General features: G+C 64.5%; 23 protein-coding genes and 2 pseudogenes. 5 read left to right on the forward strand and 20 right to left on the reverse strand.

Annotated features, from left to right (window positions below):
• Positions 1-14: 14 nt before the first annotated feature.
• Complete coding sequence (rarD, locus tag Clow_RS04510) at positions 15-953, forward strand: EamA family transporter RarD (RefSeq protein ID WP_055177570.1); 939 nt, start codon at positions 15-17, stop codon at positions 951-953.
• Here the strand turns inward: rarD and Clow_RS04515 are convergent.
• Genes Clow_RS04515 through lspA form a run of 3 tightly spaced genes read right to left on the reverse strand, consistent with a single transcriptional unit; the run spans position 913 to position 2909 of the window.
• On the reverse strand, positions 913-1500 hold the full coding sequence (locus Clow_RS04515; protein ID WP_055176940.1) for a hypothetical protein: 588 nt from the start codon (positions 1498-1500) through the stop codon (positions 913-915). The two genes, rarD and Clow_RS04515, sit on opposite strands and share 41 nt — an antisense overlap.
• Complete coding sequence (locus tag Clow_RS04520; protein ID WP_055176941.1) at positions 1497-2420, reverse strand: RluA family pseudouridine synthase; 924 nt, start codon at positions 2418-2420, stop codon at positions 1497-1499. The genes Clow_RS04515 and Clow_RS04520 overlap by 4 nt, the downstream gene beginning before the upstream one ends.
• Positions 2421-2909, reverse strand: a complete 489-nt coding sequence (gene lspA, locus Clow_RS04525; RefSeq protein WP_082418552.1) for a signal peptidase II — start codon at positions 2907-2909, stop codon at positions 2421-2423.
• Positions 2910-2999: 90 nt separating this feature from the next.
• Here lspA and Clow_RS04530 point away from each other — a divergent pair, with 90 nt between their 5' ends.
• Positions 3000-4001, forward strand: a complete 1002-nt coding sequence (locus Clow_RS04530) for a DUF6263 family protein (protein WP_055176945.1) — start codon at positions 3000-3002, stop codon at positions 3999-4001.
• Positions 4002-4158: 157 nt separating this feature from the next.
• Here Clow_RS04530 and Clow_RS04535 read toward each other — a convergent pair whose 3' ends face one another.
• The gene (locus Clow_RS04535; protein WP_055176948.1) at positions 4159-4806 is read right to left on the reverse strand and encodes a WKL family lipoprotein; all 648 of its coding nucleotides are present in this window, start codon (positions 4804-4806) and stop codon (positions 4159-4161) included.
• Between the two features lie 139 nt (positions 4807-4945).
• Here Clow_RS04535 and Clow_RS04540 point away from each other — a divergent pair.
• Positions 4946-5879, forward strand: a pseudogene (locus Clow_RS04540) (asparaginase).
• 18 nt (positions 5880-5897) lie between these two features.
• On the opposite strand, the gene Clow_RS11890 reads toward Clow_RS04540, so the two are convergent.
• The 6 genes and pseudogenes from Clow_RS11890 to Clow_RS04570 all read right to left on the reverse strand — a co-directional run bounded on the left by Clow_RS11890 (position 5898) and on the right by Clow_RS04570 (position 11156).
• Positions 5898-6206: a hypothetical protein gene (locus tag Clow_RS11890; protein ID WP_055176951.1), complete on the reverse strand. Its 309-nt coding sequence runs from the start codon at positions 6204-6206 to the stop codon at positions 5898-5900.
• A gap of 27 nt (positions 6207-6233) precedes the next feature.
• A complete protein-coding gene (locus Clow_RS04550) occupies positions 6234-7634 on the reverse strand; it encodes a DNA polymerase IV (protein ID WP_055176953.1) in 1401 nt (466 codons plus the stop codon).
• Positions 7635-7693: 59 nt separating this feature from the next.
• Entirely contained in the window at positions 7694-7999 is a 306-nt protein-coding gene (locus Clow_RS04555; protein WP_169786566.1) for a hypothetical protein, read from the reverse strand.
• Entirely contained in the window at positions 7936-8835 is a 900-nt protein-coding gene (locus Clow_RS04560) for an MFS transporter (protein ID WP_055176959.1), read from the reverse strand. Before Clow_RS04560 ends, Clow_RS04555 begins: the two co-directional genes overlap by 64 nt.
• Before the next feature lie 101 nt (positions 8836-8936).
• Positions 8937-10289, reverse strand: a pseudogene (gene xylB / locus Clow_RS04565) (xylulokinase).
• 6 nt (positions 10290-10295) lie between these two features.
• A complete protein-coding gene (locus Clow_RS04570) occupies positions 10296-11156 on the reverse strand; it encodes a DeoR/GlpR family DNA-binding transcription regulator (RefSeq protein ID WP_069724568.1) in 861 nt (286 codons plus the stop codon).
• 167 nt (positions 11157-11323) lie between these two features.
• Here Clow_RS04570 and Clow_RS04575 point away from each other — a divergent pair, with 167 nt between their 5' ends.
• On the forward strand, positions 11324-12652 hold the full coding sequence (locus Clow_RS04575; protein ID WP_055176962.1) for an RbtT/DalT/CsbX family MFS transporter: 1329 nt from the start codon (positions 11324-11326) through the stop codon (positions 12650-12652).
• Positions 12640-14103, forward strand: coding sequence for a mannitol dehydrogenase family protein (locus Clow_RS04580; RefSeq protein WP_055176965.1), 1464 nt, complete (start codon positions 12640-12642; stop codon positions 14101-14103). The genes Clow_RS04575 and Clow_RS04580 overlap by 13 nt, the downstream gene beginning before the upstream one ends.
• Here the strand turns inward: Clow_RS04580 and Clow_RS04585 are convergent.
• The 10 genes from Clow_RS04585 to Clow_RS04630 all read right to left on the reverse strand — a co-directional run bounded on the left by Clow_RS04585 (position 14100) and on the right by Clow_RS04630 (position 24889).
• Positions 14100-15488, reverse strand: a complete 1389-nt coding sequence (locus Clow_RS04585; protein WP_055176967.1) for an FAD-dependent oxidoreductase — start codon at positions 15486-15488, stop codon at positions 14100-14102. The two genes, Clow_RS04580 and Clow_RS04585, sit on opposite strands and share 4 nt — an antisense overlap.
• Before the next feature lie 55 nt (positions 15489-15543).
• A complete protein-coding gene (ileS, locus tag Clow_RS04590) occupies positions 15544-18768 on the reverse strand; it encodes an isoleucine--tRNA ligase (protein WP_055176969.1) in 3225 nt (1074 codons plus the stop codon).
• A 250-nt stretch (positions 18769-19018) separates the two neighbouring features.
• Positions 19019-19219 carry a hypothetical protein gene (locus Clow_RS04595; protein ID WP_055176973.1) on the reverse strand — a complete coding sequence of 67 codons (201 nt, stop codon included), beginning with the start codon at positions 19217-19219 and terminating at the stop codon, positions 19019-19021.
• A gap of 78 nt (positions 19220-19297) precedes the next feature.
• Positions 19298-20206 (reverse strand): DivIVA-like cell division protein Wag31, encoded by a 909-nt coding sequence (gene wag31 / locus Clow_RS04600; protein ID WP_055176976.1) that lies wholly within the window; start codon positions 20204-20206, stop codon positions 19298-19300.
• A 209-nt stretch (positions 20207-20415) separates the two neighbouring features.
• Complete coding sequence (locus Clow_RS04605; protein WP_055176979.1) at positions 20416-20706, reverse strand: YggT family protein; 291 nt, start codon at positions 20704-20706, stop codon at positions 20416-20418.
• A gap of 89 nt (positions 20707-20795) precedes the next feature.
• Positions 20796-21308 (reverse strand): cell division protein SepF, encoded by a 513-nt coding sequence (locus Clow_RS04610; RefSeq protein WP_055176982.1) that lies wholly within the window; start codon positions 21306-21308, stop codon positions 20796-20798.
• A 70-nt stretch (positions 21309-21378) separates the two neighbouring features.
• Positions 21379-22074, reverse strand: a complete 696-nt coding sequence (locus tag Clow_RS04615) for a YggS family pyridoxal phosphate-dependent enzyme (RefSeq protein ID WP_055176985.1) — start codon at positions 22072-22074, stop codon at positions 21379-21381.
• A complete protein-coding gene (gene pgeF, locus Clow_RS04620; RefSeq protein ID WP_055176988.1) occupies positions 22071-22808 on the reverse strand; it encodes a peptidoglycan editing factor PgeF in 738 nt (245 codons plus the stop codon). Before pgeF ends, Clow_RS04615 begins: the two co-directional genes overlap by 4 nt.
• Positions 22809-22819: 11 nt before the next feature.
• Entirely contained in the window at positions 22820-24046 is a 1227-nt protein-coding gene (ftsZ, locus tag Clow_RS04625) for a cell division protein FtsZ (protein WP_055176990.1), read from the reverse strand.
• A 147-nt stretch (positions 24047-24193) separates the two neighbouring features.
• Positions 24194-24889, reverse strand: coding sequence for a cell division protein FtsQ/DivIB (locus tag Clow_RS04630; RefSeq protein ID WP_055176993.1), 696 nt, complete (start codon positions 24887-24889; stop codon positions 24194-24196).
• Positions 24890-24893: the final 4 nt, after the last annotated feature.

Below are 24893 nucleotides of genomic sequence, written 5' to 3' on the forward strand. Positions count from 1 at the left end.
CTACAGTGACCTCCATGCTCTACGGTATCCTCGCGTATCTTCTCTGGGGCCTCTTCCCCGCCTTCTTCCCGCTTCTAGAGCCCGCCTCTGCCGTAGAAATCCTGGCCCACCGCATCATCTGGGCCGCCCTGCTCATGTCCGTGCTGCTCAGCGTCACCAAAGGCTGGGCGGAACTGCGTCACGCCAGCCGCATCACCTGGTACCGCATGGGGGCGGCCGGGGTGTTGATCGCCGCCAACTGGCTCATCTACATCATCGCGGTTAATTCCGGGCATGTGGCCGACGCCGCCCTGGGCTACTTCATCAACCCCCTGGTGAGCGTGCTCCTGGGCGTGCTCATCCTGGGCGAGAAACTACGCCGCGCGCAACTGGCCGCAGTATTGCTCGCCGCCGTGGCGGTGCTCTGGCTGACCATCATCGGCGGGCAGCCACCCATCCTCGCCCTGGGCCTGGCGCTCACCTTTGGCGTGTACGGCCTGCTCAAAAAGCAGGTGGAGGTCTCCGGGCCTGCGGGGTTGGCGGCCGAAACCCTCGTGCTTGCTCCCCTGGCCCTGGGGTACCTGGCCTACCTAGAGTTCAGCGGTACGGGCACCGCGCTCAGCGAGGGGCCAGGGCACTTTGCGCTGCTCGCCCTCTCCGGGGTGATTACGGTGATTCCCCTGCTGCTCTTTGCCCGGGCCACCAAGGTTATTCCGCTTTCCACCATCGGCATGTTGCAGTACCTCACCCCCACCATGCAGATGCTCTGGGCGCTCTTCATCGTCGATGAGCACATCTCGCCTCAGCGCTGGGTGGGCTTCATTCTCATCTGGGTGGCCGTGGTGATCTTCGTGGCGGACGCCACCGGCCAGCGCCGCAGCACTCGCCGGGCTTATCGACGCCCCGCCACAGCAGCACCGAAGGCAGCAGAAACTACTGAAACTCCGCCTTCCACACCTCAATCGGAGCGGTAGGCAGCACCCCGAAGAAACTCCACACGGCGTCGGGTGGCAGCACCTCCACGGCGCTCAGATTCTCCTCGTTCTCCCCTGCCCAGGAGCGCAGCGCTTCCCCGGTATCGCGCACCACCACCGCGCTTAAGCGGGGTTGTAATTCCGGCACCTCGGCGCGCTCGCGCTCCATTCCGGTATTGAGCACCTCGGCGCGGGTGGCACCTTCCACGGGTTCGGGCAGCGGCACCAGGCGCAGCCCGTCAATCACCTCGGCATTGACCCGCCCCAGGGGTTCTAGCCACTGCCCAGCCTGCTGCGCGGTAGCCCAATCGCGGAATACCACCAGCGCATAGGCCGCCTGCTCGGCCGGGGCCTCAGCCAGGCTGGCGGCGGCGCGGTCCTGGTATTCCTCGTAGGATTCCTCGCGCTCCATCCCCAGGGAATCGCCGTTTACTCCGGGCTGCACCGCGTATTTTTGCCCCACCCAGGAGCCCACCAGGAGCACCACGCCGAGCACCAGCACGAGGATCAGGGAGGGAACCAGCGTGCGCATAATGCGCGGGCTCATGCGCGAACTTTCTCCAAGGCGGCTTCGAGATCGGCCGGATAGGGGGCCTCAATCTCCATCCACCGCCCATCGGCGGGGTGATGGAACCCCAGGCGCACGGCGTGCAGCCATTGGCGAATCAGCCCTAAGCGTTTGGCGAGGTCGGGATCGGAACCGTACATCGGGTCCCCGCAGCAGGGGTGGTGAATGGCGGACATATGCACGCGAATCTGGTGGGTGCGCCCCGTTTCCAGATGCACCTCTAGCAGGGTGGCCTCGGGGAAGGCCTCGATGGTCTCGTAATGCGTCACGGCGGGCTTGCCGTCGGTGGTCACCGCAAAGCGCCAGCCAGAGGAGGGATGGCGGCCAATGGGGGCGTCGATAGTGCCGGTGAAGGGGTCCGGGTGGCCCTGAACGAGCGCGTGATACGTCTTGGTCACGGTGCGTTCCTTAAAGGCACGCTTGAGCACGGAATAGCCGCGCTCCGAGGCCGCCACCACCATCACTCCCGACGTCCCCACGTCCAAGCGCTGCACGATTCCCTGGCGCTCCGGAGGACCGGAGGTGGAAATGCGAAAACCCGCCCCGGCCAGCCCGCCCACCACCGTGGGGCCTTCCCAGCCCACCGTAGGGTGCGCGGCCACGCCCACGGGCTTGTGCACGGCGATGAGATCGGAGTCATAATAAAGAATATCCATGCCCTCCACGTGCTCGGGGCGCGGCTCGGACACCGCCGGGGCGGGCAGGGTCACCGTGAGCAGGCTCCCGGCTCCCAGGCGCGCGGACTTCCCCACCGGCGCGCCGTCCACCAGCACGTCACCGGCCTCCGCGAGGTCGGCCACGGCGCTGCGGGAGAGACCCAGGAGTTTGGAAAGGGCGGCGTCGATACGCATTCCCACTAACCCCTCGGGAACGGGAAGGCTGCGCACTTCACGAGACATCTAGCCCACCTCCTTGGCACGTCGCTCCTCGAAGAGCATACCAATTATGAAGATCACCACTCCGACGCTAATACAGACGTCCGCGATATTAAACACCGCAAAACCCCCCACGGAGATGTAATCCACCACGTGACCGAGGAAAAACTGCGGGGCGCGGAAGAGACGGTCGATGAGGTTGCCCAGCGCCCCGCCGCCCACGAGCGCTAAGCCCACGGCCACCCAGGGATCGCGCACCTTGGGGGCGGCAATCGCCGTACCCAGCACAAAGGCTATTTGGAAGCAGGTAAAAAGCCAGGTGGAGTTCTGCCCCATAGAAAAGGCCGCGCCGGGATTAAAGAGGAGCAGAAAGCGGAACCAATCCCCCAGCACCGGCTGCGGCACCCCTGGGGTAAGCCAGGCCAGCATGATCGCCTTCACGATCTGATCGACGGCCGCCACACTGAGCACCGTCACCGCCATGAAGGGGGCAAAGGGGCGTTTCTTCTCCATCGCGCTCTGCGTCACGGGCTCTATTGTCCACCATCGCCCGCGCCGCTGTCATACCGGCCGCGCCACTTCTGGCCGGTACAGTGGAAAGCCGTGCCTGTTTTTTCTTCTTCTCGCCGCGCAGCGCTGCTGGGTCTCATCGGCGCCTGCGCCCTCACCCTGAGCGCCTGTAGCTCCGAGGAATCCTCCACCCCCGTCGAGGCTCCCGTGGATCTCCAAGTGGACGCCGCCCGGGTGCTCCTCCACAATCCCGGCGCGAACCCGCAGCGCACCCTGCGCTACTCCGCCGAGCAACCGGAGCAACAGGTCACCGTGCAGGTCACCGCGGGCTTTGAGCAGCAGGTCATGCGTGCCGACGCCGTGGAGGTCCAGGCTCCCCAGGATATCCTGGACACCGCCTTTAACTCAGATGCGAGTTCGATGGATACCGATACCCTCACCCTGCCGCTGCGCGCCACGGGTACCACCGCCGAGGACACCACCGGGGAAGATGGGCAGGAAAATAGCCCGCGCACGGTAAACACCACGGTGGATAAGGCCAGTTCCTCCGTGCCGGGCCAAACGGCGGAGTTGGAAAACGCGCAGGGCTTTGAGCTGGGCTGGCGCGGGGACGATACGGGGCGTATTGCCTCCGTGAACCTCGCCGCCCCTACCGAGGCCAGCGATGAAAGCCGCGCAATCATCGAAAAGGCCGCCATGAAGCTACTTTCCCTGCCCGTGATCTTCCCCGAGGAAGCCGTGGGTCCGGGTGCGGTGTGGAGTGTGGATTCCCGCGTGACCGGGGAGGCCACCCTGCTCCAAACCGCCACCTACACGCTCAATTCCCTCGACGGCGATAAGGTGGAACTGAGCGTGAGCGTGCAGCAACGTCCCGCCCAGGGGGCTCTGACGATGGATTCCCCCGAGGGAACCGGCAGCGAAACCCTCGACGTGATGAATACCAATACCACCAGCACCGGCACGCTGCGGTTGAACCTTTCTTCTCCCCTGCCCCACAGCGGGGAGGTGGCGCTTAATACCCGCGTGGTCTATGGGCAGCAGGGCTCCGAGGTGCGCGTGGTGCAGGATACGGCCACGCGGCTGGGGTTTGAGTAGGTTTTTGCTTTCCGTACTTTTAGAGCTTTTAGAGCCCGCAGATATTTAAGCCCCCGCGCCGGTCTCCGTGGCGCGGGGCTCTGGTTTAGCCTTGGTTGCTCGACCTTGCTCTTTGGCTTTGTCGCTCAGCCTTATTGCTCAGCTTTGTTTTCAGCCTTTATTGTGCGGCCGGGGCTTCAGCCGGAGCCTGGTCCGGCCCGGCGGGCGCCGGCGTTGCCTCTGGGGCGGGGTTCTCCGCGGGTGCATTATCCGGTGCCGGGGCCGCCGGAGCGGGCGCCGGGGCATTGGTGGGGGCCTGATCGGCGCACATGGCCGGGGCCTGGTCCGGCACCACGCGGGTAACGAGGGTGCAGGCCCAATCCTTAGAGAGCTTCCACTTGCCGTTTTCGTACACAAAGGTCACGTTATCGGCCATCTGCTCCGGCTCATCGGGGCGGATAAATTGAACGCTCGTGAGCACCTCATTGGCCGCATATCCAGCCAAGACGGGATTAACTACCTGGAAGTCCGCACCGGATTCCTCCTTCGAGCGGGCCATCACCTCAAAGAGTTCGGGCGCGGTCTCGCCCCCCTGCACCGTGACGATCTTATCCTCGATGGGGCGATTCGGGTCGGTGGCCACCGCCAGCACCTGATTCAGTTCCGCCGCAGAGGGAAGATCGGGCGCTACCTCCGCCGCCGAGGTGGAAGCGGGAGCTTGGGAGGTTGATGCCTCCTGCTCCGATTCCTCATCGCTAGAGCAAGCGGCCAGGCCTAGTCCGAGGCCCAAAATAGCGGTGGCGGCGGTGATCTTGTGCAACTTCACGGTCTCTCCTCAAAGACATCAGCCTCGCGCGGTAAGGGGACGGCACGCAAGCGCCCAACAGTTACGTCTGGGAAAGATGTTACACCTGTTATTCTTGGGATTCCTACGCGCCCAGCGCACACCCTAGAATGGCGAGATCATGGATACCCCGCAGACCCTCTCTATTCTCACCACCGGCGGCACCATCGCGTGCACCACCGACGCCACCGGAGCCCTCATCCCCACCCTCTCCGGGGAAGATTTGGTCTCCCCGCTGCGCGAGCGCTTCGACCCCCAGCGCGTCCGCCTGCGCGTGCGCGAACTCGGCCGCCTCGATTCCTCCTCCCTGCGCCTGCGCGAGGTGGACGAGATCATCCAGGCCGTGCACCAGGAACTCACCGACCCCACCGTGGCCGGGGTGGTACTCACGCACGGCACCGATTCCCTAGAGGAAACCGCCCTGGCTCTCGACGCCTTCCACGCCGACGAACGCCCCGTCATCCTCACCGGAGCCATGAAACCTAGCGACGCCCCGGCTCCCGACGGCCCCGATAACCTCTTCGAGGCCGCCACCATCGCCCTTGACCCCGCCGCGCGCGGCATGGGAGCGCTCATCGTGCTCGGCCACAAGGTACTGCCCGCCCGTGGCACGGTGAAGGAGGATACTTCTGCCCTGGCCGCCTTTTCCTATCGCGGCCCCGCAGAACCGCAGCGCCCCACTCCCCTGCCGGTCGCGGCCCTCGACGGGCACCGGGTGGACATCATCGCCGCCTACCCCGGCGCACCCCGAGACCTCATCGACTCCGCCCTTTCTTCTGGAGCCGAGGGCCTGGTGATTGAGGCGATGGGGGCAGGCAATATCGGCACCGATCTGGCCCGTGGGGTGGAGACCGCCCTTGACCAAGGCGTCCCCGTGGTGGTGAGCACCAGGGCCGCCCTGGGCGAGGTCCGCTTTGATTTATGGCGGCGCAGGTGGCGGAGCCTCCCTGGGGGCGCGCGGGGCATTGGGCTCCGGATATTTGCGCGCGGGCCAAGCCCGCATGGCCTTGCTTGTGACGCTGGCTGCCGGAGTGGAGCCCGCGGAGGTGTTTTAAGCCTCGCCCGGCCCTGCCTCAATCAATCAGCTCAACGCTCATGAGGCCCTGATTAAGGAGGGACGTTTTCCCCACGATCTTGCGCGGGATATTCACCAGACGCACCGGCTGGCTCTGGCATCGCACCCGCGAATCATGAAACACCTTATAGCTAAATCCAACGGTGAGTTCCTGGCCTCTTAGCACCCGAATATGCCCCTTCCCCCATTCTCCATCGTGTGCAACTCCCCCACACGTTATTTTCGGATAAGTCAATAGCTTGTGAAACCACCACGCAATCCATGCCGGCTTTAGCTCAATCCGAACCTCCTGGGCAGAATTATCCATTACTTGCCTTTCCGCACCATTTTCCCGCTAGTCAGAAACAATCTCCTCCGCTAGCCACTCACCCCAATCTAGGCTATTAACGGGATCGGCCGGGGAAAGATCGGGGTCATCCTGCGCAAAGGTCAAAGTCCGCCCTGGGCCGGTGGTGCGGGTTTCAAAGCGCACGGTCACAATCCCATGCCCGCTGCCCTGCACCCAGCCATGCCCGTACTTCGGGTGATAAATGTCCTCGGTAGCCCGCCACCCGGTATCAGAGGGGGCCTCTTCTAACCTCACCTCGGCGCTCGCACCCACCTCCTCGGGGATAGCAGCCACGCCCACCTCATAGTCATTATCTTCCCGCTCCGGGGCCACCGCCATCTGGTCGAGCTCGGGGAAGAGCACGTCCTGGCGCGCTATCTCCAACCCGGAATACCCCACCCCCACCAGGCGTATCGGCCCCACCTCATTGGGGTAGCGCACCAGCCTCCCGGCCGTGGCGCGCAGGGTCTCGGGATTATCGGTGGCATAGGGCAAGGTGATGGAGCGCGATTCGATATGAAAATCCGCCATGCGCAGTTTCACCGTCACCGTGCGCGCCCCACGCCCATCGTGCAATAGCCTGCGATGCGCCCCCTCGGCGGCGCGATCAATGGCGGCATCCACCTCCGCCCGCGTGAGCAAGTCCCGTGGGTAGGTGTGTTCGGCGGATATTTGCTTAGCTTCGGCGCGAGGCTGCACCGGGCGGTCGTCGTAACCGCGCGCGAGGTTCCACAATTGAAGCCCCAGGGTGGAGCCCAGGGTGATTTCCACCTCGCGCTGGGTCAGCGCCGCGAGGTCGCCAATGGTGTTGACGCCTATCGCGCGCAGTTTATTTTGGGTCACCGGGCCTGCTCCCCAGAGTTTCCCCACGTCCAGCGGGTGCAACATATCAATCTGGCGCTCCACGGGGATAACGTACATACCATCGGGTTTGGCCTGCCCGGAGCCGATCTTGGCATACTGTTTGCCCGATCCGGCCCCGATAGAGGAGGGCAACCCGGTTTCCTCCCTAATGGCCGCACGCAGGCGCTCTCCCCAGCGCTCCACTTCTTCGGGGCTGGCACCTATGAGTTCCTGCGGCTCCATGAAGGCCTCATCAATAGAAAGCTGCTCGATGATTCCCGCGTGCCGCTCCACGATCTGAAATACCCGGCGCGAGGCCGTGGAATATACCGCCCGGCGGGGTTTGACCAGTACCGCGCCGTATCCCACGAGGGCAGCGGCGCGGTGGGTGGGCATGGCCGAGTGCGCTCCAAAGCGACGCGCCTCGTAGGAGGCTCCCGCCACCACTCCGCGCCCGTCCACACCTCCCACGAGCACGGGACGCCCCCGGAGGGTGGGGCGAGTGAGTTGTTCACAGGAGGCAAAGAAGGCGTCCATATCCAAATGCAGGACCCAGCGTTGCATGCCCCTCAGCTTACTGGCACGCCCCCCCCATTTGTCGATCACATGTGCGAACGCGCCGCTTAAGCCTCTATCTCCCTCGTGAGCCAAAGCCCCACGAGCGCCAGTACCGCTACCACCACGGCAAAAAGCGCGGCGCTAAGCAGAAAATCGCCGTAGGTAATGGCCACCCCCAAGATCACGATGGGAATACCCGCACCCAGATATACCTGAGCAAAAAACATATTCATCACGCTCATGCGCTGGCTCTCCTCGGCCACGCCAGAGACGATTCCCACCGCCCGGGCCATCGTGAGACCCTGCCCTATCCCGCATATCGCCGCCCCGAGGAAGTAAAGCCACACTGCGGAAAGCGGAATAGCCAGCACGATGCAGACCATGCTGAGCACCAGGGCCACGCTGCCCACCAACAATCCCCCCCCTGGCGCGATACCCCGCGCAGGGCAATCTGTGTGATTCCCGAGGTAATAAAGGCCAGACCCACCACCAGCCCTGTTATCAGCGCGGAACTCACCCCCGCGATCGTGAGCAAAAAGGCCTGGGTGAGCCCCGCCAACAAGCCAAAGGCCGCCAAACCGGCAAGGCCCACCAATACCGCTCCCATAAAAGGCCCGCGCCCTTGCCGTGGCATCTCCGGCAGGGCGAAGCCCCCGGAGGGCTGCCGCCCGTGCGTCTCCGGGGTGAGCAGTAACAACAGCGCGGATACCGCCACCAGGCACATGTGCAGCAGATACACCTCCACGTGTGCCTGCGGACGATATTCCACGATCACCCCCGCCACCACCGGCCCCAACCCCAGGCCTAGCACATTAGCCGCCGTGGCATAGGTGGCCGCATGCGCCTTGATCTCCCCGGAGGCCACCTCCACCGCCGCCACTGTGGCCGTGCCCACGTAGATTCCGGCCGCCACACCGCTTACCACCCGCGCAACGTAAAGTCCCGCCTCCGAGGGCCAGAGGATAAAGAGGACGTCGGCAAAAAGAAAAACCGCCAGCCCCACCCAGAGGGCACCGCGCCGCCCCACCCAATCGGAAAGCCCGTTGAGGAAGATCAGAGCCGCGACGATACCCGCGGCATAAATGGCGTAAATGCCCGTGATCGACCAGTCCGCTAAGTCATAGGTATGTTTGTACTCCCCATACAAGGGAGTGGGCATCGTGGTACCGAATATCACCACGAGCAGAGCCAGCAGAATTGGTGCCATCCCCCACGCGCCTTCTCCTTTAATAGAGCCTGGCCTTCCCACTTTTATCCCCTACTCGTCGCAATCACAGGTATCAGGTTCACCTTAACCTGTGATTGCCGTCACCACATCTCGGTGGCCTCCCGCAACCAGCCATAGCGCTCCACCGCCTCGGCGCAGTAGTCCCCCTCATAGGTGCGGGTACCACCCGCTTCCCAACACGGCGGCGTCGCACCGCCCGCCAATGCCCAGGCGGCCTGGCGCGCGGCCCCCAGGGCCACGTATTCGGCGGGCTCCGGCACCACCACGGGCACCCCGAAGATGGTGGGCGCGATGGCGCGGATCGCCTCCGAACGCGCCGCGCCGCCAATGAGAAGCAACCTGCGCGTGGGCACACCGGTGGCCTCTTCCAGTGCGACCACCGCATCGCGCAGCGAGCAGAGCAACCCCTCCACCACCGCGCGCGCCATATCCTCGCGGCGAGTGGCCGTGGTGATACCTCGGAATACCCCAGTAGCCTGGGGTCGGTTCGGGGTTCGCTCCCCATCTAGGTAGGGCAGGAGGCTCACGCCTCCGGCACCCGGTTCACCGGCCAGCGCCAGGCGGGAGAGCTCGGCGTGATCCACCCCCATCATCGTGGCGGCAAAGTCCATCACCCGCGCCCCGTTGAGGGTGCACACCAGGGGCAGGTAGCGGCCGGTGGCATCGCTAAAGCCCGCCACGAATCCGCTGCCATCGCTCACGGCCTGCTCCACCACCGCGCTGGCCACCCCGGAGGTGCCCAGCGAAACGCACACATCACCGGCGGAAAGGTTCAGGCCCAGGGCGGCGGCCATATTATCCCCGGTACCGGCAGCAGTTGCGGCGCCGCGAGAGGTGCGCGGCGGGTGCCGCAATGCGCGGAAGCGTGACCCGCTTGCCCAGGTATCGCTCCACCAGTTCCGGCACAAAGGCCCTGGCCTGCGGGGAGTAGTAGCCCGTACCCGAGGCATCGCCGTGGTCCGTGGTGTATTCCCCGCTCCCGCCACCTAAGTGCCAGGTGAGGTAGTCATGCGGAAGAACCACCGCGCGGGTGCGCTCCGCGTTCTCCGACTCAACCTCCCGCAGCCAGCGCAACTTCGCCCCGGTAAAGGAGGCCACCATCACGCTTCCGGTTTTCTCCGCGCAGGATTGCGGGCCGCCCAATTCCTCCACCAGGCTGCGGGCCTGGGGCGCGGCGGCGGTGTCATTCCACAGGATCGCGGGGCGCACGGGCTCCCCCGCGGCGTCGAGAGCCACCATGCCGTGTTGCTGCCCGGCCACCGATACCGCCTCAGCGCGCTCTAGCAGCCCCTCGGTGGCGCTGCTCAGGGATCCACCTGGGTGCCGGTGGGGTGCTCGGCGCGGCCCTGATCGACCACGCGGCCCGTCTCCGCTTCCACCAGCAGGGCCTTGCAGGATTGGGTGGAGGAGTCTATACCCAGTACTAACGTCATTATTCTTTACCTTTCTCGCCCAGGGGATTCCGCCTCAACACCACAGGTGGGGCCGCGGCCAGCACCACAAGCAGGCTCCGGGGCATCCACCACATGCAGCCGCGCCCCGCTTTCCTCCATGCGGGCCAGCGTATCCGGGGCCATGTGGCAATCCACCACGATCTCGTCAAAGTCCTCAAAGCGCGCCACAAAATGCACCCCGGCCGCCCCCGCCTTGGAGGAATCACACAGCAATATGGCGCGCTGCCCCAAACCCACGCAGGCCGTTTTGGTGCGCGCGGCCTCCTCGTCCGGGTGGTAGAGCCCGCCCGCGCGCAGGCTGGTGGTGGATACCAGGGAGACGTCCGCGCTCAGCCCCGCCATTTGCTCGCACGTGGCGGGGCCCAAAAAGGAATCAGTGGTGGATACGTAGCGCCCGCCCAGACCAATCAGCGGGGTATCCGCCAAGGTACGCGAGAGTTCCCCCAACAGGGAGAGCGAGTGCGTCATCACCGCGCCGGGTGCCAAGCCGGGCAAAAAAGGCGCGAGGGCGGCCACGGTGGTGGAATCGTCGAGGGCCAGCACTTCTCCCTCTTCCAGCAGGCCGACGCTCACCCGGGCCAGGGCGGTTTTCACCTCCGCGTTGGCAACCCGACGCACCGCGACGTCGCGTTCCGTGAAGGGCTGCCCCACCAGCCGCACCCCGCCGCGCACTCGCTCTACTTTTCCCTCCTCGGCCAGGACGTCGAGATCGCGGTGAATGGTCATGGTGCTGACCTCGAAGTGCTGGGCCAGGGTGTCCAATCTGGCGGTGCCGGTGCCCGTGGCGACCAAGTGCTCCACGATGGCCGCGCGACGCACCTCCGGGCCTCCCACGGGTTGTTCCACGGCGGCTCCTTTCTCCGTCTTTTCATTCGATTAAAGCAGGTCACACGCTTGCAGGAAAGGTGACCGCAAAGAAAAATCACATTTTATAACATCAAAGTGTTGACTTTTGTGGGATTCATGTTAGAACATGACACAAAGGTAATCCACCTCACGAAAGGTGCCACGGAATGACGCATTCCCCCACCCTCGCCCCGCCGGGGCTCATCGAACGCCTCGGCATACCCCGCCCCCTCATCTGGGGTTTCGTGGGCCTGACCATCTTCATGATCGGTGACGGCGTGGAGACGAATATCCTGGAGCGCTTCCTCCACGATGAACACGGCTTCAGCGTAAGCCGAGCGGCCACCCTCGTCACGGTCTATGGCGTGGCGGTGGCCATCGCTGCCTTCTTTGCCGCCGCGCTTTCCGACCTCTGGGGTCCGCGCAAGGTGATGATCTTCGGCGCGATCATCTGGGTGGTCTTTCAACTGGGCTTCCTCACCCTGGCACTGACCACCAATAACACCTTCCTCATCTTCCTCTTCTACGGGCTACGCGGCTTTGGCTATCCCCTCTTCGCTTACGCCTTCCTGGTGTGGATCACCGCGACGGCCCCGGCCACCCAGCTCGCCAGCGGCGTCGGCTGGTTCTACGTGGCTTTCTCCGCGGGCCTGCCCACCCTGGGCGCGCTCACCGCCACCATCTCCATGAGCCAGTTCCACTTAAGCGCCTACCAAACCCTGTGGGTTTCCCTGGTTCTCGTGATCGTCGGCTCCATCGTGGTATTCGTGGGCGTTAAGGAGCAGCGCGGGCGCGCCCCGCTGGTGGAAAATGCTTCCGACGTCGGGGCCACCCTGGCCCGCGGTTTCCGCCTTCTCGGCCGCGACCGTCGCGCGCGCTTCGTGGCCTATATCCGCACCATCAACTCCATGCCCACCTACGCGATGGCGGTGTTCTTCCCCGCCTACTTCCAGGACAATCTCGATTGGCCCCGTTCCTGGTTCCTCATTCTCACCGCCGTGATTTACGCAGTGAACCTCCCCTTCAATCCCTTCTACGGGCGGGTGGGTGATCGCTTCGGCTGGTGGCAAACCATGATCTGGGCGGGGCCGGTTTCCTGCTTCATCACCCTGGGCCTGGTGTACTTCACCCCGCAGCTGGCCCTTGGCGCGGGGCTAAGCGATCACACCGCCTTCGGCCTCACCCTGGGCGCGGGCGCGCTCTTCGGCATCGCCCTGGCCGGTTATGTGCCGCTCTCCCCCATTGCCCATGCCCTCGATCCCGAGCACCCCGGCGCGGCCATGTCCGCCTATAACCTCGGCATCGGCGGGGCGGTGGCGATGGGCCCTCTGCTCGTGGCCGTGCTCCACCCCTTCATCGGGGCCACCGGCCTTATTCTCGTGCTCATGGGGCTCTTCGTCCTCGCGGGCTTCATGTGCCTGGCCTTCAAGGGCCTGCAACCCGGCTTCGATGGCCGCCCCACCACTATCTCAAGGAGAAAATCATGCCCCACCTGAGTACTTCCCTCCTCGAATCCCTTTCTGACCAGGTTGCTGTGCCCACCTATGACCGCTCAGCCATCACCCCCGGCATCGTCCACTTCGGCGTGGGCGGCTTCCACCGCGCCCACCAGGCCCGCTACCTCGACGAGCTGATGAACGCCGGCAAGGCCCTGGACTTCGGCATCGTGGGCATGGGCGTCATGCCCTCCGACGCCCACATGCGCGACGCCCTGGCCAGCCAGGATTACCTCTACACCCTCGTGGAAAAGGCCCCCGATGGTGGGCAGAGCGCCCGCGTTATCGGTTCCATCATCGACTACGTTTTTGCTCCCGACGACCCCCGCGCCGCCGTGGCCCGCCTCGTCGATCCGGCTATTCGGCTCGTCTCCCTCACCGTCACCGAGGGCGGCTACGACCTAGAGGCCAACCCCTACGTGGCCTCCGATATAGAGGCTCTGCGCGAGGAACGCTGGGAGAATCTACGCACCTTCTTTGGACTCATCACCGCCGCCCTCATCGCGCGCCGCCGCTCTGAGCAGAGGCCTTTTACCGTTATGAGCTGCGATAATATCCAGGGCAACGGGGATATGGCCCGCGAGATGTTCCTGCGCTTTGCCGCTGACATCTCACCCGATCTGGCCGCCTGGATTGGCGAGCACGTGCCCTTCCCGAACTCGATGGTGGATCGCATTACCCCGGAGACCACCGAGGCCGACCGCGAGGAGGTGGCCTCCCGCTACAGCTATACCGATGCCTGGCCAGTGGTATGCGAGGACTTCACCCAATGGGTGCTGGAAGATTCCTTCGTAGACGGCCGCCCCGCCTACGAGGAGGCCGGGGTGCAGGTGGTAGAGGACGTGGTGCCCTTCGAGCTGATGAAGCTGCGCCTGCTCAACGCCTCCCACCAGGGCCTGTGCTACTTCGGCTACCTCGCGGGTCACCGCCTGGTGCACGACGTGGTACATGATGAGCGCTTTGCTCGCTTCCTGCTGGCCTATATGGAACAAGAGGCCACCCCCTCGCTGCGCCCGCTGCCCGGCGTGGACCTCGACGCCTACCGCCACCGGCTCATTGACCGCTTCGGCAACGCCGCCGTGAAAGATACGGTGGCTCGCCTGTGCGCGGAGTCCTCCGATCGCATCCCCAAGTGGCTGCTCCCGGTAATTCGGGAGAATATCGCCGCAGGCCGCCCCGTGGCACTCAGCGCCGCCATCGTGGCCAGCTGGGCGCGGTACGCGGAGGGCGTCGATGAGCAGGGCCAGCCGATTACCGTGGTGGACCGCCTGGCCGAGCCCCTGGGCGAGCACGCCTCCCGCAACCGGGAGGATTCCCTGGCCTTCCTGCGCTACCGCGAGGTCTTTGGCGATCTCATCGAGGAATCCGCCTTCACCGAACCCTACGTGGCGGCACTGAACTCCCTGCACGAGCGCGGGGCTCTGGCCACCGTGGAGGGGCTTATCTCCTAGCCCAACAGCGCGTTAAATACCTCGGAACTACTGGGATGGGTGTAGATCCCCTCCCCTAGTTCTGTGGCGCTTATACCGTGGCGCATGGCCAGGGCCACGGCGTTTATCAATTCCTGGGAGTCCACGCAGTAGAGGGTGGCCCCTAAAATCTCATCAGTCTGAGCGTCTATCAGGAACTTCGCCCGCCCCTGGGGCTGGCCCAAAATCTTCGGGCGCGGCACAATCGCCATATCCTTAATATCCTGCGCCTTGACGCTCAGTGCGTGCCCGCGACTCTCGCACTCCTTACGGGCCTCCTCCTCTCCCAGGCCGATCTGGGAAAGCGGCGGTTCCAGGAAGGTAGTGGTGGGATAGATTCTTCCCTCGGTGCTGCGGGTGCCGTCTCCCCAGCGGTGATTCAGAATCACCCGGTGATCGTCATAGGAGATATAGGTGAACTGCGGGCCGCCGTTCGCATCTCCCGCCGCATACACGCCGGGAACGCTGGTGCGCAGGTACTCGTCCACCTCGATGGCTCCGCGCTCAGTGGTCGTAATCCAGGCGACCTCCAAGCCCAAATCCGAGGTGGCCGGGCGACGGCCCAGGGCCACCAGGGCATAATCGGCCTCTACCTCGCCTTCCCCGTAGATCACGCTCACGCTCTGCTCCCCGGCGCGGAACTCCTGGGCCCGTGCCCCGCTCATAATCGTGATGCCCAAGGACTCTAGATCGGCGCGCACGGCCTCGGCAATATCGCGGTCAAAGCGAGGGAGGAAGGTGCCCGCCCCATCGAGCACCGTCACCCGCGTGCCGAACTGTGCAAACATCGTGGCAAACTCCAAGCCAATCGGCCCGCCACCCACAATCACCAGGTGCTCTGGGTACTGCGGCAGGTGCTGCACGGCGGTGGAGTCCACCACCCGCTCGCCCTCGATGCCCGGCAGCGGTGGGAGCACCGGCACCGCTCCGGTGTTGATGATGATGGTCTCCGCCGTGATGCGCAGAGTCTCATCTCCGCCGGTCACCTCCACGGTGTGCGGCCCGGTAAAGCGCGCCCGCCCGTCAATCACCATCACGTGATTGCCCAGGGCCATCTTCTTATTGGCGGCGTTGAGGGTGGCAATGGAGGAATCGCGGTGCTCCTGAGCCTGGGCAAAGGCCGCCGCGTGCTCCTGCTGCACCTGCTTACCCTGCTGCGCCTGCGAACCGCCGAGGTGGTGGCGGTGGGCGTCGGTCAGCAGAGTCTTGGTGGGCAAGCAGCCGATATTGATGCAGGTGCCGCCGTACATCACCGGGGACTGTTCCACGATGGCCGCGCGGTCGCCCGCCTGGCCGCGCTTCATGGCGATGGTCTTTCCGGCCTTGCCAAAGCCGAGGATCAGAACGTCCAATTCGAGGGTATTCATACCCTGTATGATTCCACGGCGGCGATTTTTATTCCCGCCTCGAGCGGGGCAACGATTAGGCCTTCGCCACCGTCGCCCGCACCCCGCTCAGCACCTCGTGCGCACCCTCGGCAGCCTCACCACCAGCCAGCACCTCCAGGGAGGTAGCCAGCACCTCGCCGGCGATGAGCTCGCGGTGGCGCTGCGCCCACTCCTCCTTCTCGGCGGACACGAAGAGCCGCACCTCAATGCGATCGGAAACCTCCAGGTCCTCGGCCTTGCGGGCGTCCTGAAGTCCGCGGATCACGTCGGCAGCCCAGCCCTCGGCCTCTAGTTCCTCCGTCACGGTCATGTCCAGGGAAACCAGACCACCCAGGCCCTCGATCTGCGCGGTGGATTCCGGGTTCGCCGCTACCAGACGCTCGGTGTACTCGCCCGGTTCCAGGGTGATGCCATCGGCCACCACCTGCTCGCCTGCGCGCTCGTAATTCCCGGCCTTCACGGCCTTAATCACCCGCTGGACGTCGCGGCCCAGGCGCGGGCCCGCCACCTTAGCGTTCACCACTACCTCGAAGCGGCCTACCGCGTCCACGTCATCGCTGAGGATCACGTTCTTCACGTTCACCTCATCGCGGATAATCGCGCTGAACGGTTCCAGGGCCGCCGAGTCCGACATCGCCACGGTGAGCGCGGGCAGCGGCAAACGGTTGCGCAGCTTATTGGCCTTGCGTACCGACGACGCCGCCGAGCATACCCCGCGCACCGCGTCCATCGCGGCCACGAGATCGGGGTCCGCCGGGAAGTCCTCGGCCTTGGGGTAATCGGTGAGGTGCACCGAGCGGCCTCCGGTGAGCCCGCGCCAAATCACCTCGCTGATATAGGGCAGCAGGGGCGCGGCCACGCGGGTCAGCGTTTCCAGCACCGTGTAGAGGGTGTTGAAGGCCTCCGGGTGGGCGGCGTCGCCAGCCCAGAAGCGCTCGCGGGAACGGCGCACATACCAGTTGGTGAGCGCGTCGCAGAACCAGCGCACCTGATCGCAGGCGGAGGCGATATTGGTGGCGTCCAGGGCTTCGCCCACCCCGGCCACCAGATCGTGCAGCTTGGCCAGGATGTAGCGGTCCAGCACGTCGGTGGAGTCCACCGACCACTGCGCGGACTTGGCGGAATAAAGTTGCAGGAAGGAATAGGCATTCCACATCGGCAGCAGCGCCTGGCGCACGCCCTCGCGGATACCCTTCTCCGTGACGATGAGGTTGCCGCCGCGCAGAATCGGGGAACTCATGAGGAACCAGCGCATAGCGTCCGAACCATCGCGCTCAAAAACCTCATTAACGTTGGGATAATTGCCCTTGGACTTGGACATTTTCAGCCCATCGTCGCCCAGCACGATGCCGTGGGCCACCACCTTCTTAAAGGCTGGGCGGTCAAAGAGCCCCGTGGAGAGCACGTGGAGGAGGTAGAACCAGCCGCGGGTTTGGCCGATGTACTCCACGATGAAGTCCGCCGGGGCGTGGGACTCGAACCACTCCTTGTTCTCAAAGGGGTAGTGGAACTGGGCAAAGGGCATGGAGCCGGAATCAAACCACACGTCCAACACGTCGGGCACACGCCGCATGGTGGACTGCCCGGTGGGATCGTCCGGGTTGGGGCGGGTGAGTTCGTCGATATAGGGGCGATGCAGGGAGGTGGGGCGCACACCGAAGTCCCGCTCTAACTCATCGAGCGAACCGTAGACGTCTACGCGCGGGTACTCATCGTTATCCGATACCCACACCGGAATGGGCGAACCCCAGTAGCGCGAGCGCGAGATATTCCAATCGCGTGCCCCCTCTAGCCACTTGCCAAACTGGCCATCGCGCACGTGCTCGGGCATCCACTCGATGCCCTCGTGGTTAAGTTCCACCATGCGCTCGCGGATCTTGGTCACGGCCACGAACCAGCTGGGCAGGGCCATGTAGATCAGCGGCTCGCCGGAGCGCCAGGAGTGCGGGTAGGAGTGCACGATGGTCTGGTGGCGCAACACGCGGCCAGTGGCCTTGAGGTCCTTGATGATGTTCTTGTTGGCGTCAAAGACCAGCTGCCCCTCGTACTCGGGCACCAGGGAGGTGAACTTGCCGTCCATGTCCACCGGAATCACCATCGGAATATTCTCCGCCTGGCAGGTATTCATATCGTCCTCACCAAAGGCCGGGGCCTGGTGGACGATGCCGGTGCCATCCTCGGTGGTCACGTAGTCCGCGCCGAGAATCCTAAAGCCGCCCTCGGCAGCCTTCTCGGCAAAGTGCTCAAAGATCGGCTTGTAGGTCAGCCCCACTAGTTGCGCGCCGGTGAAGGTGCCCAGCACCTCGGCGTCCTCGCCCAGTTCCTTGGCGTAGGCCCCGCGCAGGCCGTCGGCAAGCAAAAGCGTGGCTCCGGCGAAGCCCTCGGCTCCCTGCTCCCCCACCTTGACCAACGCATAGTCCACGGTGGGGTTCACGGCGAGCGCCATGTTCGAGGGCAGGGTCCAGGGGGTCGTCGTCCAGGCGATCGCGGCGGCATCGCGCAGCTCGGGATGCGCGGCCAGGGTGCGCTCGGCCTCGGTGCCCGCCGTGGCTCCCGTGATCGGCATGGTCACGGTCAGGGTGGGGTCCTGGCGCTCCTTATAGGAATCGTCCAGGCGCGTCTCCTGGTTGGAGAGCGGGGTGTGCTCCGCCCAGGAATAGGGCAGCACGCGGAAGCCCTGGTAGATCAGGCCCTTATCGTAGAGCTGCTTGAAAGCCCAGATCACGGATTCCATGTAATCCAGGTCCATCGTCTTGTAGCCGTTATCAAAGTCCACCCAGCGGGCCTGGCGGGTCACGTACTCCTTCCATTCCTCGGTGTAGCGCAGCACCGAGGAGGCGCAGTACTCGTTGAACTTGGCCAGACCCATCGCCTCGATCTCGCCCTTATCCTTGATACCCAGCTGCTTTTCCGCCTCTAACTCGGCGGGCAGGCCGTGGGTATCCCAGCCGAAAACGCGGGGCACGTGGTAGCCGCGCATGGTCTTAAAGCGCGGAACAATATCCTTCACGTAGCCGGTGAGCAGGTGGCCGTAATGCGGCAGGCCATTGGCAAAAGGCGGCCCATCATAAAATACGTACTCCGGGTTTCCCTTGCGGGCGTCCAGGGAGGCCTGGAAGGTATCGTCCGCCTGCCAGGCGGCGAGCACCTGCTGCTCCATATCGGGGAATCGCGTGGAGCCCCCCGTGAGATCCACCTTGGGGTACACCGACCCCACGTTGTTCTGCTCGCTATCGCGGTTTTCCAGCGTTGCGGCCATCGTCCTGCTCCTTCACTCACATCAGTTCGTCGGTGCAGGGACGCAGCCGAAACCGCGCGGTACCACCCTGCTTGCCGCGCTTATCGACGCCCACGCGGCCGCTTCATTGCATGTAGTGAAGGCAGTAACGGGCCTTAGCCGTTCGGTTCTACTGAGCCGCCGTGTCTAGAGGTATCTAGGGCACCGCCGCCGTTCTTCCGAATACTCCCCGGTGATGGCCGGATCAACGCATATGCCCCACAGTATAGCGCTAGTGATCTTCTCCCGTTTGCTCCCCCGCCGCGTGCCTGCCCGTGGGGTGTCGCTTGGCGCTGATGTCGATGACCAAAAGGGAGGCCGCCACCGCCACGAGGAGGAACATCACCACCAGGCCCAGGGTATAGCCGGTGATAATCACGACGATAAAACTCACCAAGGCCAAGGCGGTGGAAATTAAAGCGGCAACGAACATGACCCCTAGTGTAACCAACCCCGCATAAAGTAATCCCCACCGCCAACATTATGGCGGTGGGGATTACTCAAATAAAACTTAGTTCTCGGTGGAGTTCGTCACCGTGGAACCACGGGATTCCAGCTCCTCCAACTGGCTTTGGAGCATGGTCTTGAGGCGAGTACGGTACTCGCGTTCGAAGGTACGCAGCTCCGCGATACGGGATTCCAGGGCCGTCTGCTGCTGCTTGACGGTGGACATGATCTCGGAGTGCTTGCGCTCGGCATCCTGCTTGAGGGCCGCGGCCTTCTCCTCGGCCTGGCGCACCTGAGTCTCGGAACGGGTACGAGCGTCCGCGAGGGTAGCCTCGGACTTCTTCTCGGCGTCCGCCACCAGGGTGCGAGCCTTGAGATCGGCCTCACTGATCTGCTTCTCCGCAGCCTGGCGAGCCTCGTCCAGCATGGACTTGGATTCCAGCTGCGCCTCGGTGGTGAGGCGATCGGCCATCTCCTGCGCCATGCCCAGCACCTTGGCGGCCTGCACGTTGGAATCCGTAGAGGTCTCCACGGCGGCGGCCGGAGCCGGCTGAGCCGGGGCAGCCGCAGCGCTGGAGGCCGCGCTCTTGGCCTCGGCGGCCTCCTTCTTGGCACGCTCAGCCTCATCGCGGGCGGCCTTGACGTCGGCCTCAGCCTTCTGCGTGGCCTTCTTCGCCTCGGTGAGCTGGGACTCGTACTCGGAACGCAGCTTGGACTCGATCTCGCGGCGCAGCGCAGCCTCGTCCACGGAGGTGGAAGAAGCCGTGCGGGAGGTCGCTGCCGTACCTGCGGAGGAGGAGCCCTTCAGCTCGTCCACGCGCTGACGCAGGTCCTCATTTTCATCCTGGAGCTGCGCGAGCGTGTCCTCCACCAGATCGAGGAACTGATCCACCTCGTCCTCGTTATAGCCACGCTTGCCGATCGGCGGCTTGCTAAAAGCTACGTTGTGCACATCTGCTGGTGTCAGCGGCATTGGAGATCCCTTCGAGTTCGTCGCCCCGATGGGGCTGTACAAGGCAGTTTACGCCTCGTTATTGCGTTCTGTAGTTACATTGCGGTTCTTCGCAGCCAGTGTAGCTGATTCCACACTGCTACCGAGTATACTACGCAACATAATTCTTTAGTTGATCTTCAGTGTTTCCGCCAGTCGAGGGCAAAAACCATTCCGGCCACGGAAGGCCTTTAGATAAGGAACATCCACACTAGTCTGCTCAAAAGCTCGCAAATCAGGAACAGCACAATCACGGACATATCCAGAGCCACCCCACCCAAATTAAGAGGGGGAATGGCCCGGCGCAGAGCCTTCAAAGGCGGGTCCGTGAGGCGGAAAATAGGCTCCGCAATGACATAAAAGGCACGCGGCGGGCGAAAGGAGCGGGAAAAGGATTGAATCATCTCAATCACAATCCGCACGATGAGCAGCAGCGTAAAAAGCCGCAGCAAGAGCAAAAACACAAGTCCGAGGGCAGTCACGCTGCTCTAGCCTAATCGAGAAAGCTCCTCACATGCAGCAACACCCCACCGGGTATGTCTACCACAGCGGGGTGCTTGCTCAGTGCGCCTTAGCGCAGGCGGGCGGCCTCTTCCAGTTCCATCATGGAGATCGCGGCACCATCGGGGATAATGGCAAACACGCGGGGAACGAGCTTCTTCATCTGGCCGCGCAGGGCAAAGCACAGGCCCGAGGCAAAGTCCAGCACTCGCTTGGCCTCGTCCAAGTCCATGCCGCTGAGGTCAAACACCACGGCATCACCATCGCGGAAGGGCTCTCCCACCTCGGCGGACTGCGTGAAGGAAGTCAGGCGCACCGGCACCACGGCGGGAACATAGGAACTCGGGGCGCTGCTGCGGGTCACGGTTCCGCGGCTTACCGGCTCGTGACGGCTCGGGGCCGGAGCCGCAGCGCGCTCGTGACCGTAGTCCGCGCCGTACTCGTAGCCGGGCTCGCGGCGAGGCTGGTAGGCGGCACTGCCCTGGGCCTCGTAGTGAGCGTCCTCACCGTAGTAGGCATCATCGTGGTAGGCATCCGCCGGCGCCAGGCCAAAGAACTCCTTGGCGTTCTTGATAATCGACATCTCTTCACATCCCCTTCGCTCATGGCTCTCACTGCGCCGTGAAAGCCATGATGGCCAAATTGATTGTTCTCTAGGCTAACGGGCGCGCGCCCATGATTCTCGTTCCGACACGCACAATATCCGTTCCCGCCGCAATGGCCTCGCGCATATCGCCCGACATTCCCGCCGAAAGCAGCAACCTCTGCCCCAGGCGCTCCTCCTCTTCCACACGCAGGTGATGAGCACGCCTAAAAATCTCGGCGGGGTCGCTGCCCAGCGGCGGCACGCACATGATTCCCGCAGGGCGCAGGTGCTCGGCGGCCACCAGGGCGTCGATAAGCTCCGCGGGCTGCGTGCTGCCGCCGCGCTGGGTATCGCCATCGGCGCTCCACTGAATGAAGCAGGGCAGTACCTCGGTGCGCTCCCCGCTTTCCAGGGCGCGCCCGGCGCCGCGATTCAGCGCCTCGATGAGTTTCAGCGAGTCCACGGAGTGCACGCTGGCGGCCCAGCGGGCCACGTGATTAGCCTTCTTCGTCTGCACCTGGCCGATCATGTGGAAGCGCATCTGGGGTATCTCTTGGGCCTTGGCCCGGGCCTCCTGCTCGCGGTTCTCCCCCACCTCCGTCACGCCGAGGTCTGCCAGTAGGGCTATATCGCTGGCGGGGTGAAACTTGGTCACCGGCAGCAAGGTGATTTCCTGCGGATCGCGTCCCGCCTCCCGCGCGCATGCGGCTATGTGCTCGCGCACGGCGGCGAGGTTGCCGCGCAATTCCTCGATGCGGCTCATGCCTGCTCCTGCGGATTCAGCCACACCAGGCCCGCCTGGCGGCCGGTGCGACCTTCGCGGCGGTGGGAAAAGAAGGTTTCATCGGCAATGGTATCGCGGGGGTCCACGTCCACCGCCTGCACACCCAGCCCGCGCAACTGGCGCTCTAATCCCGCGCGCAGGTCCAGGCCCGGCGTTTCCGCTTGCGTGCGCGCATAGGAGCCGGGCAAATGCTTATCGACGTCCCGAGCCATCGCCTCAGGCACCTCGTAGGAATCTCCGGCTGCCGCAGGCCCGAGCAAAGCATGAATATGAGAAGGACTGGCGCCGCAGGCCACCATCTGATCCACGGTGCGGGCCAGGATTCCATTGCGCGCCCCCAGCCTGCCCGCGTGCACGGCGGCGACCACTCCCGCCTGGGCATCGGAGAGCAACACCGGAACGCAATCGGCCACCAGCACGGCCAGCACCAGGTGCGGCGTGGTGGTCACCAGGGCGTCGGTAGCCGGTATCGGCTCGGAGCTGGGTTCCTCCACCACCGTCACGGTATTGGTGTGCAGCTGCTCCATCCACACAAAGTGCTCCGCGGGCATATCGAGCACCTGTGCCAGGCGCTTCCTATTGGCCAGCACCGCCTGGGGATCGTCCTCCACGTGGAGGGCCAGGTTAAAGGAGTCGTAGGGAGCAGCGGAAACCCCGCCCGCGCGGCTGGTAAAAACCTTGCGGACGGGGCGGGGGCTATCGGTTAGGGGCATAGCACCGGAATCTAGCGCAGGAAATCGGGAACGTCGAGTTCATCGCCCTCGTCATCGCGGCGGCGCCAATCGCGCTCCTCCTGGCGGTGCGTAAACAGGCCGCTGCCGCCCTCGCGGCGCGGGGAATCCAGGCGGTGACGTGCCGCCGGAGCCTCCTCGCGGGGACGCTCGCGCTCGGCAAAGAGGGAACCGCGCTCGGAGGGCGCCGGGGTGGGGTCCTCCGCCGGAGCGGACTGCGCAGCCGGGGCCGCCTGGGGCTGCTGCTCGCGCGGGGCCTCCGATACCGCGTTGGTGGCGGCGTCGAAGCCGGTGGCCACGATGGTCACGCGCACCTCGTCGCCCAGGTTGTCGTCAATGATGGTGCCCCAGATGAGGTTCACGTCCTCGTCGGCCTTGTCCTCCACCATCGAGTTCGCCTCGTAGACCTCGTGCAGGCCGAGGTCGGAGCCACCCGCCACGGAGAGCAGCACACCGGTGGCGCCCTCCATCGTGGATTCCAGCAGCGGGGAGTTAATGGCCTGCTCGGCGGCGTTCATCACGCGGTTATCGCCGCGCGCCGAACCCACGCCCATGAGCGCGGAACCCGCATCGGCCATCACAGAGCGCACGTCCGCGAAGTCCACGTTAATCACGCCGGGGGTGGTAATCAGGTTCGTAATACCCTGCACGCCGTTGTGCAGCACCTCATCAGCGGCGCGGAAGGCCTCCATCATGGAGAGGGTGGCATCCCCCAATTCCATGAGGCGATCGTTCGGAATCACGATGACGGTATCGCAGACCTCCTTGAGGGCGTCGATACCCTCCAGCGCCTGACGGGTGCGTCGCTTGCCCTCAAACTTGAAGGGGCGGGTGACCACGCCGATGGTCAGCGCTCCCATCTTCTTAGCGATGCCCGCCACCACCGGGGCCGCGCCCGTGCCGGTGCCACCGCCCTCACCGGCGGTCACGAACACCATGTCCGCGCCCTTGAGGGATTCCTCGATCTCCGACTTATGATCCTCAGCGGAAGCGCGCCCCACCTCGGGGTTAGCCCCGGCGCCCAGGCCGCGGGTGGCCTCGCGGCCGATGTCGAGCTTCACATCGGCGTCGGAGAACATCAACGCCTGCGAGTCGGTATTGACCGCAATGAACTCAACGCCCTTGAGGCCCTCCTCGATCATGCGGTTCACGGCATTAACGCCACCGCCGCCGACGCCGACGACCTTGATGACGGCGAGGTAATTATTCGGAGAGGTCATAGGATGAGGCTCGCCTTTCAAAAGAGTTGGGAGGTCTATTAAAAATCTTCTTAACCATCATGGGCGAAAACCCCGCCAGAGTGGCGGACATTTTTGGCGGCGTGTCGGAACCCTCAAGCCTATGTTGAGGGTTTTGCCTGGGAATGTCTAGCGCACCGCAACCAGGCGTGGGTTGGAAATATCCCAGCGCTGCCCTTCTCGGGTGAGCACCGCGCGCATCGCCAGGGCTTTATCCTTGGTGTCCTCCGTGGAACCCCAGTACACCGTGCGACCATCGGCAAGGTGGAACTCCAATTCCCACTGGCTCGGCACGGAGACGGAGGCCACCTGCGCCCGCACTCCGGGGTCAATGGCATTGACCACCTCCACCAGGGCGCTCATCGTGGCCGGGTCCTTGGTTCCCGCCCCGGTGGCCTCCATCGTGCCCTCGGGGGGATCGCCATAGGCAAAGGCCTCGCCGTGGTTATCAATGAGCAGTGGTTGATCCTGCTCCCTGGTAAAAAGCACCGGCGTGTGCTCGGTGACCTCAATGTGCACCGTGGAGGGCAGGGAGCGCGCCACGGTCACGCTCTCTACCCATTCCAGTTGAGCCACCGCCGTGGCCGCCGCGCTCTCGTCCACGCGCACGAGGTTTTGGCCCTCGGTCAGCCCACTGGCCTCTTGTACCTGGGTGGGTTGCAGGTGGTGCGTTCCGGTGACCTCCACCGCAGAGACTTTGAGCACCGGCTGCGTCCACAGCACCACGCCCGCGCCCACGAGCAGGACAAGGAGCGCAGCCGCCACCATGAGCACCACCTTGCCTCGGGAGCGCGGGATTCGCTCGGGCCAGGAAAAAGAAGGCATAGCG

The organism is Corynebacterium lowii, assembly GCF_001412085.1.
Lineage (GTDB): Bacteria > Actinomycetota > Actinomycetes > Mycobacteriales > Mycobacteriaceae > Corynebacterium > Corynebacterium lowii.

Coding starts and splice junctions, on each gene's coding strand:
- rarD (WP_055177570.1), top strand. CDS start 15: ATGCTCTACGGTATCCTCGCGTATCTTCTCTGGGGCCTCTTCCCCGCC.
- Clow_RS04515 (WP_055176940.1), bottom strand. CDS start 1,500: ATGAGCCCGCGCATTATGCGCACGCTGGTTCCCTCCCTGATCCTCGTG.
- Clow_RS04520 (WP_055176941.1), bottom strand. CDS start 2,420: ATGTCTCGTGAAGTGCGCAGCCTTCCCGTTCCCGAGGGGTTAGTGGGA.
- lspA (WP_082418552.1), bottom strand. CDS start 2,909: ATGGAGAAGAAACGCCCCTTTGCCCCCTTCATGGCGGTGACGGTGCTC.
- Clow_RS11890 (WP_055176951.1), bottom strand. CDS start 6,206: ATGGATAATTCTGCCCAGGAGGTTCGGATTGAGCTAAAGCCGGCATGG.
- Clow_RS04550 (WP_055176953.1), bottom strand. CDS start 7,634: ATGCAACGCTGGGTCCTGCATTTGGATATGGACGCCTTCTTTGCCTCC.
- Clow_RS04560 (WP_055176959.1), bottom strand. CDS start 8,835: ATGGCACCAATTCTGCTGGCTCTGCTCGTGGTGATATTCGGTACCACG.
- Clow_RS04575 (WP_055176962.1), top strand. CDS start 11,324: ATGACGCATTCCCCCACCCTCGCCCCGCCGGGGCTCATCGAACGCCTC.
- Clow_RS04580 (WP_055176965.1), top strand. CDS start 12,640: ATGCCCCACCTGAGTACTTCCCTCCTCGAATCCCTTTCTGACCAGGTT.
- Clow_RS04585 (WP_055176967.1), bottom strand. CDS start 15,488: ATGAATACCCTCGAATTGGACGTTCTGATCCTCGGCTTTGGCAAGGCC.
- ileS (WP_055176969.1), bottom strand. CDS start 18,768: ATGGCCGCAACGCTGGAAAACCGCGATAGCGAGCAGAACAACGTGGGG.
- Clow_RS04595 (WP_055176973.1), bottom strand. CDS start 19,219: ATGTTCGTTGCCGCTTTAATTTCCACCGCCTTGGCCTTGGTGAGTTTT.
- wag31 (WP_055176976.1), bottom strand. CDS start 20,206: ATGCCGCTGACACCAGCAGATGTGCACAACGTAGCTTTTAGCAAGCCG.
- Clow_RS04610 (WP_055176982.1), bottom strand. CDS start 21,308: ATGTCGATTATCAAGAACGCCAAGGAGTTCTTTGGCCTGGCGCCGGCG.
- Clow_RS04615 (WP_055176985.1), bottom strand. CDS start 22,074: ATGAGCCGCATCGAGGAATTGCGCGGCAACCTCGCCGCCGTGCGCGAG.
- pgeF (WP_055176988.1), bottom strand. CDS start 22,808: ATGCCCCTAACCGATAGCCCCCGCCCCGTCCGCAAGGTTTTTACCAGC.
- ftsZ (WP_055176990.1), bottom strand. CDS start 24,046: ATGACCTCTCCGAATAATTACCTCGCCGTCATCAAGGTCGTCGGCGTC.
- Clow_RS04630 (WP_055176993.1), bottom strand. CDS start 24,889: ATGCCTTCTTTTTCCTGGCCCGAGCGAATCCCGCGCTCCCGAGGCAAG.